We start from the raw sequence: 12,840 nt of genomic DNA, 5'->3' as shown, positions 1-12,840 counted from the left end.
CAAGTCGCGGCCCGCCCCCCTTTTTGCGTGGTACGTCAGGACGTCGGCTCCTCCACCTTCGTGGCGACGTCGCCGTCAACCGCCGCCGCGAGCTGCGGCACGAGCCGCTCGATGACGTACGGCAGGCTCAGCACGGTGACGAAGGAGAAGGCCTTGCCGTAGTCGGTGGACTCACCGATGAAGACCTCACGGCTCTGCTTCGCCACGTTCAGGTCCTTGTAGAGCTTGTCCTCGTGCAGCTTGGCCGGATCCTTGGCGGTGTCGGGGACGGTCCACACGATCGCCTTCTGGTCGAGCAGGTCACTGCGCTCCTTGCTGATGCTGGCGCCGAACTTGTCGCCGATGACCGTGTCGAGATCGGCCGGCAGCGTGAAGCCGAGCGAGGTGAGGGTGCGCGAGCGCGAGTCCTGGCTGCCGTAGACGAAGAATCCCTCGTACGGCGTGGCCACCAGGGCGCCGGCCCCGGCGAACTCGGGGTGCTCCTTCTGCGCGGCCGTGAACGTGGCCGTGACGTCCTCGACGAGCTTCCTGCCCTCGGCCTCCTTGCCGAGGGCCTTGCCGATGATCTCGGTCTGCGCCTGCCAGGGGATGCCGTAGTCGTTGTACTCCTTCGGCTGGGCCACGACCGGGGCCAGCTTCGACAGGGTCTCGTACTGTTCCTTGGTGAGACCCGAGTACAGCGCGAGGATCAGGTCCGGCGCGAGGGCGGCGATCTTCTCGACCTGCGGCCCGGTGCCGGTGTCGGTCAGCATGGTCGGCACGGCGGCGGTGCCCAGCTTGCCGGTGGCCCAGGGACCGATGGCGCCCTTGTATCCGCCGAGCCAGTCGGTGGTGCCGACCGGCACCTTGCCGAGGGCCAGTACGGCGTCCTGGTCGGTCAGCCCGACCGTGACGATTCTCTTGGGTTCGGACGCGATGGTGGTGCTGCCGAACTTGTTCTCGATCGTCACCGGGAAGGCGCCGCTCTGCGGCGCGGCGGCATCGGAGCCGGCGGCACTGGGAGCGGCGGCGGGAGAGCCGGCGTCTGTGCCGCATGCGGCGACGGTGCCGGAGAGCAGCACGAGGGAGGCGAACGCCGTGGCGAGCCGGGTGCCTCTCAGGGAGCGGAGCATAAGGGGGTCCTTCGGATCTCGTCAGATGGTGGATGCGTTGTGAGTGGGGATCGGCGATCGGTGGAGCTGCGCCGGGGGTCGGTGGGGCGGGGAAGCCGTGGAGGCCAGCGGGAGCGGTGGAGCTGTGCGGGGAGGTCAGCGAGCGGCCTGGAAGGCGAGCGAGGGGGACGGAGTTATGCGGGGAGGTCGGTGACGAGCGGAAGTCGTACCCGGTCAGTGGGGGGCGGTGGAACGGGTGTCGGACCACGCCTCCCACAGGGCGGCGTAGGGGCCGCCCGCGGCGCACAGCTCGCCGTGCCCGCCGCTCTCCACGATCCGGCCGTCGTCCATGACGACGATGCGGTCGGCGGTCGCGGCCTGGGTGAGGCGGTGAGCGACGATCAGGGCGGTGCGGCCCTCGATCGCCCGGTCGGTGGCCTTCTCCAGGAGACGGGCCCCGGTGCTGCCCGCCTCGGCCGTCGCCTCGTCGAGCACGGCGATCGGCGGGTCGGCCAGGATCAGCCGGGCGAGGGCGAGTTGCTGGGCCTGGGTGGGGGTGAGGCGGTGTCCACCCTCGCCGACGACCGTTCCCAGGCCGTCGGGCAGGGCTTCGGCCCAGGTCAGCGCGTCGACCTGGGTGAGGGCCTCGCACAGGTCGTCGTCGGTGGCGTCGGGGCGGGCCAGCCGCAGGTCGTCGGCGAGCGGCCCGGCGAAGACGTGCACCTCCTGGGTGACCAGGGCCACCGTACGGCCGCTCCCGTGCGGGTCGGCGACGGACAGCCGTACGGAACCGGTGGTCGGCCGGTGGATGCCGGCGATGAGTTTGGCGAGCGTGGTCTTGCCGGCGCCGCTGGCGCCGACCAGGGCCACGCGCTCCCCGGGCCGGAGGGTGAGGTCGATGTCGTGCAGCACGGGCCGGCCGGGTTCGTACGCGTGCCCGAGGCCGGCCACCGTCACCGCCCCCGCCGGGGGGACGACGGATCCCCGCGGCTGCTCCGCCGCCACCGTCGCCGCTGTCTCCTCCGCCACCGGCTGGTCGGCGACCCCGACCAGCCGGGCGAGGCTCGCGCCGGCCGACTGCGCGTCGTCGATCAGCACGAGCGCGGAGTTGATCGGCGTGAACAGGCTGTGGAAGTACAGCGCCGCGGCCGTCGCGGTGCCGATGGACGTGGATCCGCTGCGGACCAGGAGGAACCCGACCACCAGGACCGCGGCCAGACCGATGTACTCGCCCAGGTGCAGGCGGCTGTAGAACCGCAGCATCAGCCGGACCCCGCGCATCGTCAGCTCCACCGCCGACCAGGATCGCCGGGTGACCAGCTCGGTGTGTCCCTCCTCCAGGCGGAACGCCCGCACGGTGGAGGCGCCGCCGATGGTGTCCAGCAACTGCTGCTGCTGGGCTCCGGTGGCGATGCGCTGCTCGGCGTAGATCGAGGCGGCTCTGCGTACGTACCAGCGCGCGGTGTGCGCCTGGATCGGCACCGCGAGCAGTGCCGCGAGCATGAACCGCCAGTCGAGCACCGCCAGCGCCCCCAGGGTCAGCACGATGGCCAGCACCGAACGGACCAGCTCGGGAAGGGCGCTCCGCACCGCCCCGGCCACCAGCGAGACGTCGCCGGTGATGCGGGCGGTGAGGTCGCCCGAGCCGGCCTTCTCCAGCTGCTCCAGGGGAAGTCCCAGGGCTCGCTCGACGAACCGCTCACGCAGATGGGCGAGCACGGTCTCCCCGAGCTGCGAGATCAGCGACAGTCCGAGCGCGGTGGTGATTCCCTGCGCGACCGCGACGAGCACCAGGAACACCGCCGGCAGGGTGAGCGCGTCGACCGGGCGATGCTCGGTGACCAGGTCGACCATGTATCCCAGCAGCGGCTGCGTGAGCAGTCCCACGGTGGTGGCTCCGACCATCACGACAAACCCGCCGAGGAGCAGTCCCCGGTGCGGGCGCAGCAGCCGGCGGACGACGGCGCGGGTCCGGGCCGGGGTCGCGACGGGCAGCAGTTCCCGAGCTCCCTCCGGAGCCTGCGCCGCGTCCGTCTCCCGGTCCCGTGCCGCGCCTGTTTCTCGGCTCCGTGCCGTGCCCATCTCCTGATCCCGCGCCGCGTTCGTCTCCCGGCCCCGTATCGCGTCCGCTTCCTGGTTCTGTGCCGCGTCCGCCTCCCGGTCTCGTGCGGTGTCCGGTGTGTCGGCTCCGGCTGGATCCGGCATCTGGGGGTCCTCCGTGGTGGTCGTCGTCTCGGCCTTCTCGGTACCGGAGCCGCGGGTCACGCGAGGACCGCCGTCCGGTAGGCGGCATGGCGTCGTACCAGGTCGGCGTGCGGGGCCGTGTCGGTGATCCGGCCTCCGTCGAGGAGCACCACCCGGTCGGCGACCGCGAGCAGCGCGGGGCTGGTGGTGACCAGGATCGTCGTGCGGCCCCGGCGGATCTCACGGATCCCGGGGGCGATGCGGGCCTCGGTGACCCCGTCGACCGCGGTGGTCGGGTCATGGACCACCAGCACGGCCCGGTCGGCGGCCAGAGCCCGGGCGAGGGCCACGCGCTGGCGCTGCCCACCGGACAGCGAGTGCCCGCGCCCGCTCACCGCGGTGTCACCGCCCCGGGGCATCGCCCGGACGATCTCGTCGGCTCCGGCCGCGACCATCGCCGGTTCCGGATCGGCCGATTCGGGCGCGGCGGCGCCGACGTTGCCCCACAGGGTGCCTTCGAACAGGTCCGCGTCATGCTCGGCCACCAGCACCGCCAGGCGGAGGTCGGCCGGGTCCAGTTCGCGCAGCGACACGCCGTCCAGCTCGACCACCCCGGACTCGGGGTCGGCCTGCCGGCTCAGGCAGCGCAGCAGGGCCGCCGCGTCCGCCGGGTCGGTCGCGGCCACACCGAGCAGCTCGCCGGGTGCGACGTCCAGATCGATCTCGTGCAGCCCGTCGTGGCTGACGCCGCGCAGCCGTACCTCGCCCCGTACCGGCTGCGGCAGTCGCCCACCGCCGATCGTGACGGCCGGCGGCGTGGCCAGGACCCCGGCGATGCGCGCCGCCGACGCCCGGCCCTGGGCGAGATCGGCGTTCACCCAGGCGAACACCTCCAGCGGGCCGAGCAGGAACAGCGCGAGCCCGACCGCCGAGACCAGCTGGCCCAGGCTGATGTCCCCCTGGACGGCGAGCCGCCCGCCGACCAGCGCGACGACGGCGATGAAGCACCCGGTCAGGGCGAGCACCATGCCGTTCTGCAGGGCCTCCGCCCGCGCCGCGCGCAGGGTGGCGACCAGCGAACCGCGGCTGGTACGCCGGTAGCGGTCGACCGCGGCTTCCTCGGCGCCGATGCCCTTGAGCACCCGCAGCCCGGCCACCAGGTCGGCGGCGACGCCGGACGCGTGCGCGGCCCGTTCCTGCTCGGCCTCGCTGCGACGCTCCAGCGGCTTGCTCAGCAGGTGCCCGAGCCAGAGCAGCACCGGCGTTCCCAGCAGCACGATCAGGCCGAGCGTGAGCGAGATCCACAGCAGCACCACGGCGCCCACGAGGAGTCCCACGATCGCCGATATCCCGAACATCACCGCCAGGTTCACGGCGCCGACCCGCTTGGCGTCCTCGGTCGCGATCGTGGTCAGGGCGCCCGGCAGCCGGCCGTTCTCGGCCCCGCCGCCGGGGTGCAGCACGCGCCGTACGAGCTCCACGCGCAGCACGTGAGCGGCCTGTTCGGCGGCGCGCTCTCCGGCGCGGGCGCCGAAGCGGAAGCTGAACGACAGCCCCACGTAGACCGCGGCGAGGACCGCGAGCCAGAGCAGCAGCGCGCTCACCTCGCCCTTGGCTACGGCCTGGTCGATCACGACGCCGATCAGGACGGGGACCAGTGCCTCTCCGGCCTGGTGCCCGGCTCCCAGGAGCGAGCCGAGCGCGACGTCCCGCCGCTGCCCCCGGACCGCACGCCTCAGAACGTCTCGTCCCGACGAAGCCGCCACACCCACCCGTACTCCTCAGAACCAGCCTCATCAGGAAATTTAGGTAAGGCTAGCCTACATTGGCGGTGGCGAGCCAGTCCTGCCGTCCGGCTCCCCGTTGACGGGTCCGCGTTCCCCTGCCGGGAGCGCCGTGGTCATCGCTCGGCCCCAGCGCCGAGAACTACCCGGCGGTCCGCGTCCCCGTGTCGGGAGCGCCGCGCTTTCCGGGATCCGGACTGCTGGGTGGCGGCGCCCTCTGGCGTCAGCGCGCGTATTCGGGCCCTTTTGTCGGGGGTGGCCACCATCGGGCGGGCTCGTACGTCGTCATGGTTCAGCGGTCGGAAGGATTGGACTTGCGGGTCCAATTTTTGGCGTAAAAACTGGCCCCCATGGCCAAGCCGAGGTGGCGGGCCGTATCCGAACGCCGGGAAATCCCCGAGAAACAGAACAGACCTCGGGGGTCCGTAAAGGAGATCACCAAGATGGATTTGCAGCTCAGCGGCAAGCGGGCACTCGTGACCGGGTCGAGCAGCGGGCTCGGTGAGACGATCGTCAAGCTTCTGGCCGCCGAAGGCGCGGCCGTCGTCGTTCACGGACGAGACGAGGCAAGGACCGCGGCGGTGGCCAAGTCCATTCGTGAGGACGGCGGTGACGCCACCGTCGCCATCGGTGATCTCGGTACGGACGCCGGCGCCGACGCGGTCGAAGCCGCGGTGGCAGACGGCGGGCCGGTCGACATCCTGGTCAACAACGTCGGCGTCTACAACATGACGATGGGCTGGGCCAACTCCTCGCCCGAGGACTGGGCAGAAATCTACAATGTAAATGTCATCTCCAGCGTGCGAACGATCCAGCGCTTCGTTCCCGGCATGCGCGAGCGCGGATGGGGGCGGGTCATTCAGATCAGCAGCGTCACCGGCGAGTCACCTGCGGCGAGCCAGCCCCATTACGCCGCGACCAACGCCGCCCGGAACAACCTCGCCGCGTCCCTCTCCCGTGAGCTGAGGCATTCCGGAGTGACGTCGAACTCCGTCGCGGCGGGAGGCATTCTCACCCCCGCCGTCCAGGACTTCCTGGTGAACCTGGGCAGGCAGAACGGCTGGGGGGAGACCTGGCAGGAGATCGAGCCGAACCTTGTCAACGCACTCGGGCCCAACGACGTCGGCCGCATCGGCCGGCGGCGAGAGTACGCCGACCTCGTCGCGTTCCTCGCCAGCCCGGTGGCGGGCTACATCAACGGCGCGACCCTCCGGGCCGACGGCGGCCGGTACGACGCGTGACCCGGTGATCGAACCAGAGTTCCGGGCCGCGCCGTCGGCACACCATCCGTTGCGGGAGCGCCTTCGGTGACGGCCCGTTCCGGGCGGAGCCTCAGGCGATGACGCCGGTCAGCTGAGAGGTCTTCAGCACCACCAGGATGACCAGGAACAGGAACATCGCACCCGCCGCGGTGAAGTGCAGCCTGCGCGGCAGGTGGTTGAGGCCGAGCGCGACCACGCTACCCACCAGCAGGCCACCGAGGTGGCCCTCCCACGAGGAGATCCCCGCGGAAACGACCATCCAGATGAGGAACATCACGATGAGCCGGGTCGCTCCGACGGGGTCATGGTTGAGTCGCCTGCTGAAAAAGAAGTAGGCGGCGGCCAGGCCGAAGATCGCACCGGAGGCGCCCACGGCGGCCTGATCGGGCGAGATCAGATAGCCCATGACCGATCCGCCGAATGCGGACAGAAGGTAGAGGGCGATGAAGCGCAGCTTGCCCAGTACTTCCTCGACCACCCGGCCAAGGGTCCAGAGCCAGTACATGTTGAAGACGATGTGCAGGATCCAGAAACCGCCATCCATGACCGGCAGGTGCAGGAAGGCCGAGGTGATCAGCCGATACCATTCGCCGGAGGCGACGCCGACGGGTTCAAGGCCGGTGCCGCTTTCGAACAGGTAGTACTGGCCGTCGGTGTCCATCAGACCGAGACCCAGGCTGTCGAACCGGTCGACGATCGCAGGCCACAGCAGCTCGCCGGAGTAAGCCAGGACGTTGAGCGCGATCAGCACGTAGGTCACGACCGGTACGGCGGACACCTTGCCGCCGAACACCGTACGGGCCTGCCGTACTGTCTTGTTGCTCTCGCGCACGCACTCCACGCACTGGTGCCCGACGGCCGCGTCCCGCATGCAATCCGGGCAGATGTACCGGTCACACCGCGTACATCGGACGTAGGTCTCCTTTTTCGGGTGCCGGTAACAGGCCGGGGCCGCCGATAGCTGGTTTTCCATGAATGGGCACCTTTGGGGGGGTTGTATGTGGTCGGTCAGACTACTGGAGCCCGGCTTGTCGGATGACGCTGCTCTGAGCTGGTCGGCGAGTCGACCAGCAAGATCATAAAGCGTCATCGGAGCCAAGCCGGGTGGGTCTCGTCGCCGGTCCGGCCGTGCACGGGTGTGAACGGCCGGACGGCAGTCAGCAGAGCTGGTCGCACAGGCGTGCGCACTCGCGGGCGAAGCGGCTGCTGCGGCCGCTCGCCGCGGTGCCCGGCCCCCGGCGGTGGTTACGGCCGCGCCACGGTCCGCTCGACGTTGTACCCCTCCACCCGCACGGCGGGCCGGCCCGAGGGCAGGGACTCGGCGGGCCAGGAGAGCGTGAAGGTCCGTGACTCGCCGGGCAGCAGCCAGACGTAGTTGTCGCTGTACAGCGTCGGCAGCACGCGCTCACCGCTCCGGTCGTCCAGCAGCGACAGCCGTACCATGGCCGCGACCGCCGAACCGCGGTTGGAGACCTTCGCGGTGACCTCGCGCCGCGTTCCCGACGTGGTCACCTTCCCCGCGTCGACGGAGACCTTCACCCGCCGGACGTCGTTGAGCGCCCGCATGTCGGCGGGTTCGCGGTAGCGCCAGTAGTCGTTCCTGGACAGCACCTCGCCGTGGCCGTTCTCCAGGGTGAGCCGGAGGAGGTGGAAGTCGGGCAGGTCGTCCGTCCAGCCGGCGGTGAACGCCTGGGCCGTCGCGGACGAGGCGACGTCCACCGCCTGGCGGCGGAGGGGACCGAGGCGGCGTCCGAGGAGATCGAAGACGCCGGCCGTGACCGTCACGCCCTTGAGCGCCCGCGCGGTGTGGTTGACGGCGATGACCCGCCAGTCGTCGAGGCGGGCCTGCACGTGGACGGGCTCGCACGCCGCGCGGGCCCCGTAGTACATGCCGTTGACGTCGAAGTCGTAGTCGTACGTCTGCCAGACCGTGCTGTGCCACGCGGGATGGGACATCCACAGCATCAGGCCGGTGGCGTCCTCCCAGAGGTTGGCGTTCCACGCCTCGAACATGGCGCGGGCGTTCTCGTAGTTGACGAACTGCGCCATGCGCGCGAAGTCGTCGAGATCCCCGGCCGTGTGGAGGCGGGTCTCGATGGCCGCCTGGTAGTTCTGCGGGGCCTGGTTCCCCCTGGTGCTCCAGTCGTGGTAGTACCACGCGCCGCCGATCGGCCACTCGGGCTCCTCGCCGACGAGATTGCGCATGCTCTCGGCCGTGGACACCACGGGCATGCCGATCTCGGTGTGGAAGCCGAAGCTCTGGGTGCCGTAGGTCGTCGGGGAGTAGTAGCGCTGCGGCTCGACCCAGCCGTAGGGGCCGCCGCCGTTGACGATGCCGCCGGCCGAGTTGTTCTGGTAGAGCAGGCCCGGGGCCTGCGACTGGACGGCGTCGCGCATGCCGTCGTTGATGGCGGCGGGCGGGTTGCCCTCGTTGGCACCGCACCAGACCACCACGCAGGGGTGGATCCGGTAGCGCAGGACGGTGTCCTTCGCCAGGTCGTTGAACGCCTGGTGGTCCGGCGGGTCCATCGCCCACGCGTTGGGGAAGTCGTTCCACACCAGCAGGCCGTGCTCGTCGCAACTGGCGTAGAACTCCTCGCGGGTGCTGCTGCCGACCCAGTTGCGGATCATGGTGAAGTTCATGTCGCGGTGCATCCGCACCGCCGTGTCCATGCGGGTGGCGGGCATCCGGCGCAGCAGTTCGTCCCACCCCCAGTTGCCGCCGCGGGCGAAGACGCGGACGCCGTTGACGCTGATCTTCAGCGGCTCGGGGGTGTTGTCGACGGACTTCACGTCGGTCCAGGTGGAGCCGTCATCGGACACCTGGATCGTGTACGTCTTGGGGTGGGCCACCTCCCAGACGATGACGACCCGGTCGAAGGAGACGGGCGACCCCAGGTCCACCTGGATCCACTGGTTGTCCTCGTAAGCCGAGACCCAGCGGGTGCCTGCATCGCCGTCGGTCGCGTGGACGGCCGGGTTGGAGGTTTCCTCCGTCGAGGCGGTGGTCGTCTTGCGCAGGGCCAGGTCGGTCCCCGGCGTGGCGCTGTCGATCACGGACAGCGTCCACAGGGAGTTGCCCCAGCTGGTCGCCCGGGCGCCGCCGTTGATCCGGATGAACCGGGCGGTGCGGGCGGGGAAGTCCACGGTCTGCAGGCTCGCGTCACCCCGGTGGAAGGGCAGCGGCACGGCGGAGTTGTCCACCGCCTTGACGTCCCTCCACGTCGAGTCGTCGTCGGACACCTGCACCAGGTACGTCTTGGCATGGGCCTGCTCCCAGGTCAGATCGACCCGGTCGAAGGAGACCATCGAACCCAGGTCCACCCGGATCCACTGGTCGTCCGCGAACTCGGAGGACCAGCGGGTGCCCGCGTCGCCGTCGGTGACGTTGCCCGGCTGGTTGGCCTGGTCGTCCACGGAGGACGCGGTGGCCGGCTTGTGCAGGGCCAGGTCGGTGCCCGCGGCGGCGCTGTCGATGACCGACAGGGTCCAGAGCGAGTTGCCCCAGCCGGTGGCGCGGGTCAGGCACCTGATCCGCACGTACTGGGCCCGCTGCTCGCCCAGGTCGACCGTCTGGAGGTAGGCGTCGGCACCGCCGCCGAAGGGCAGCGGCACGTCGTACTCGTAGCCGAACTGGCGGATGCCGAAGCGGGTGGTACGCCGGTCGCTCTCCTGGCCGTTGATCGAGGCGACCAGGGTGAGGTCGTGCAGGTTGGGCTCGCCGTAGCCGTTGGGCCACCACAGTTCGGGGTCGCGCAGGCGGAGCCGGTCGTAGGCGTCGGGAGCGAAGGTGACGTCGACCGTCCCGCCCGCGGGCACGGTGACCGTCTGGGAGACGCGCACGTTGTCGAACGAGGCGGCGACCGTGACGGGCCGGGCCTCGGTGCCGGCGTTGCGCACCGGGACCACGATGGTCACGTCGGCGCTGCGGGTGTCGGGCAGGCCGGGCAGCCTGGTGTCCACCCGGGGGTCGCCGATGACGGCGTCGCCGGTCGAGCGCAGCCGCACGTGGTTCCAGATGCCGGCCACGCGGTCGCGCACGGCCGGCATCCAGTCCCATCCGGAGGCGGCGAGGTACGTCGGGGAGTTGCGGTTCATCATGGTGGCGCCGGCGTCCACGAAGGCCAGCCCCGCGGGTCCCTTGTCGCCGGGGCTGCCGGGGAGGGGCATCGGCGAGATCTGCACGGCCAGCACCTGCTCGCCCTTGGCGGTCAGCAGGTTCGTGATGTCGTGGGCGGAGCGGCCGAAGGGGTACGTCAGGTCGCCTACCCGCTGCCCGTTGAGCCAGATGTCCGCCTTGTGGTTGATGCCGTCGAACTCCAGCCAGAGGTGGCGCCCGGATCCGGTGCGCACACCGCGCGGCACGTCGAAGCTCCGCCGGTACCACCACGAGTGACGCGACAACGCCTCGGGGATGCGGAGGTTGTTGAAGCCCGTCACCGGGTCCGGCAGGTGCCCTTGCTCCACCAGCGTGGCCAGGACGGTGCCGGGCACGACGGCGGGAAGCCAGGAGCCGGTGTCCACCGCCGGCCTGGACAGGGCCGGGCCATCGCCACCCGCCCAGTCGTCCATGGTCAGCGTCCAGCCCGACTCCAGCGGCACCGTGCCGTCGGCGGCGATCTCGAGCTTGGGAGCCGTGTGCCGGTGGGTCCCCCAGTCGGTCCAGCCGGTGACCGCCGGCCGGTGGCCACGGGCCGTGCCGTACACCTCGAAGCCGTTCAGGCCGAGCGGGTTGGCGTTGGAGCGCTTGTGCACGGTCAGTCGCACCCAGCGCGCGACGGCGGGCTTGGCCAGGGTGATGTCGACGACGCCGCCGGGCCCGGAGTCGGTGCGGTGGACACCGGTCCACGAGCGGTTGTCGCGAGAGGTCTCGACGACGAAGTCGACGGCGTAGCTCGACAGGATCTCCTGGCCGGTCGTGCTGTCGCGCGGGTTGCCGCTGATGGAGGGGACGAAGACCGGGTCGTTCGCCGTGGCTTCGAAGGTCAGGCGGAGGGACGTGACCTCGCAGTCCCCCTGCAGGTCCACGGAGATCCACTGGGGGTCGCCGTCGGCGGCACGCCAACCGGTGCCCCGCACTCCGACGGAGCTGATCCGGTCCACCACGAACTCGCCGGGCGTGGGCGCGTAGTCCGTGGACGACACCGTGATCGGGCGGTATACGGCTAGTCCTTCCCGAGCGGTGGTACCGCCGGGCACGGCGCGCCCGTCCGCCCGGGCGGTGGCGGGAAACCCGACTCCCAGGCCGAACCCGGCGAGGAGGGTCGCGCCTGTGACGACGACCGACCGGCGTGAGAGGGGAGGGGGCTGGTTCGACATGTAAGGCAAGTCCAATCACAGGTGAGCCGGTTCCGGCTCAACGTCAACCCGATGACAACGTTGTCATGTTCGGCACTGGCCCGGTTTATGGCAAGGGTGGAGGCCCATTCTGTTTCCGAAGAGACACCTGCGAAGCCGTCGTCCTGGCATCCTGTGCCAGGAATTTTTGTATGATTTGGCGGGGTTCGCCGATTTTTGCCGGGATGTCACCGGGGGCACGGCGGTCTGCCGGGAGACCCGGCCGCCGGCCGACGGTGAGCGCGGGCTCGTGGAGGTCGGCTGACCGGTGATCAGGCGGGAGGGTTCACCTCGCGCCCGCGAAGGTCACGCGAATGGAGTAGAGGTCTCCGGCCGAGTTGGTGATGAACAGGTTGTTTCGCTTGATTCCGCCGAAGGTCAGGTTGCTGGCCGCCTCGGGCAGCCGCAGCTTGCCGATCAACGTGCCGTCGGGGTCGTAGCAGTGCAGCCCGTCGAGGGCCGCGGCCCAGATCCGTCCGTAACAGTCGAGCCGTATGCCGTCGAACCAGGCCTCCGCGAACACCCGGCCACCTTTGAGGCCGTCGCCGGCGACGTCGAACACCCGCAGGTGCCGCTTGCGGGTGTCGACGACGTAGAGCCGCGACTCGTCGGGGGAGAAGGCCAGGCCGTTGGGGCGGACGAAGTCGTCGGCGACGACGGTCGGTTCTCCGGTGCCGGGGTCGAGACGATAGACGTGGTCCGCGCCGATCTCGCTCTCGGCGGGTGATCCCTCGTAGTAGCCGGTGATCCCGTACCGGGGATCGGTGAACCAGATGGAGCCGTCCGACCTGACCACGACGTCGTTGGGGCTGTTGAGCCTCTTGCCCCGGTAGTTGTCGGCCAGGACGGTGACGGCGCCGTTGTGCTCGGTCCGCGTGAGGCGGCGGGCGCCCTGCTCGCAGGTGATCAGTCGTCCCTCGCGATCGACGGTGTTGCCGTTGGCGTTGCCTGACGGGCAGCGGAAGACCCCGACCGCGCCGGTGGTCTCGTCCCAGCGCAGCAGGCGGTCGTTGGGGATGTCGCTCCACACCAGGTAGCGGCCGGCGGGGAAGTAGGCGGGTCCTTCGGTCTTCCTGCTCCCGCTGTGCAGCACCTCGACGTGGGTGTCTCCGTCGTAACCCGTGAACCGCTCGTCGAGCGCCTGGAACTCCACCCTGAAACGATCCGTCATCAAATTTCCTT

7 protein-coding genes are annotated in these 12,840 nt (G+C 70.4%); 1 reads left to right on the top strand and 6 read right to left on the bottom strand.

Annotation, left to right across the window (positions count from 1 at the left end; translation table 11 throughout):
• Positions 1 to 35: 35 nt before the first annotated feature.
• The 3 genes from CHC08_RS17350 to CHC08_RS17340 form a co-directional block, all read right to left on the bottom strand.
• Positions 36 to 1,112: an iron-siderophore ABC transporter substrate-binding protein gene (locus tag CHC08_RS17350; RefSeq protein WP_089208337.1), complete on the bottom strand. Its 1,077-nt coding sequence runs from the start codon at positions 1,110 to 1,112 to the stop codon at positions 36 to 38.
• 213 nt (positions 1,113 to 1,325) lie between these two features.
• Positions 1,326 to 3,296: an ABC transporter ATP-binding protein gene (locus CHC08_RS17345; protein WP_245878377.1), complete on the bottom strand. Its 1,971-nt coding sequence runs from the start codon at positions 3,294 to 3,296 to the stop codon at positions 1,326 to 1,328.
• Between the two features lie 56 nt (positions 3,297 to 3,352).
• A complete protein-coding gene (locus tag CHC08_RS17340; RefSeq protein ID WP_089208336.1) occupies positions 3,353 to 5,047 on the bottom strand; it encodes an ABC transporter ATP-binding protein in 1,695 nt (564 codons plus the stop codon).
• A gap of 455 nt (positions 5,048 to 5,502) precedes the next feature.
• Here CHC08_RS17340 and CHC08_RS17335 point away from each other — a divergent pair, with 455 nt between their 5' ends.
• Positions 5,503 to 6,300, top strand: coding sequence for an SDR family NAD(P)-dependent oxidoreductase (locus CHC08_RS17335; RefSeq protein WP_089208335.1), 798 nt, complete (start codon positions 5,503 to 5,505; stop codon positions 6,298 to 6,300).
• Positions 6,301 to 6,391: 91 nt separating this feature from the next.
• Here the strand turns inward: CHC08_RS17335 and CHC08_RS17330 are convergent, their stop codons facing one another.
• The 3 genes from CHC08_RS17330 to CHC08_RS17320 form a co-directional block, all read right to left on the bottom strand.
• Entirely contained in the window at positions 6,392 to 7,294 is a 903-nt protein-coding gene (locus CHC08_RS17330; protein WP_089208334.1) for a rhomboid family intramembrane serine protease, read from the bottom strand.
• Between the two features lie 272 nt (positions 7,295 to 7,566).
• Positions 7,567 to 11,640 carry a discoidin domain-containing protein gene (locus CHC08_RS17325; RefSeq protein WP_089208333.1) on the bottom strand — a complete coding sequence of 1,358 codons (4,074 nt, stop codon included), beginning with the start codon at positions 11,638 to 11,640 and terminating at the stop codon, positions 7,567 to 7,569.
• A gap of 304 nt (positions 11,641 to 11,944) precedes the next feature.
• Positions 11,945 to 12,829 (bottom strand): SMP-30/gluconolactonase/LRE family protein, encoded by an 885-nt coding sequence (locus CHC08_RS17320; protein WP_089208332.1) that lies wholly within the window; start codon positions 12,827 to 12,829, stop codon positions 11,945 to 11,947.
• Positions 12,830 to 12,840 lie beyond the last annotated feature (11 nt).

Source organism: Streptosporangium subroseum (genome assembly GCF_900188345.1).
Classification (GTDB): Bacteria; Actinomycetota; Actinomycetes; order Streptosporangiales; family Streptosporangiaceae; genus Streptosporangium; species Streptosporangium subroseum.
The sequence above is the reverse complement of the archived record's forward strand: the minus strand, read 5'-3'. Positions and strand labels throughout refer to the sequence as shown.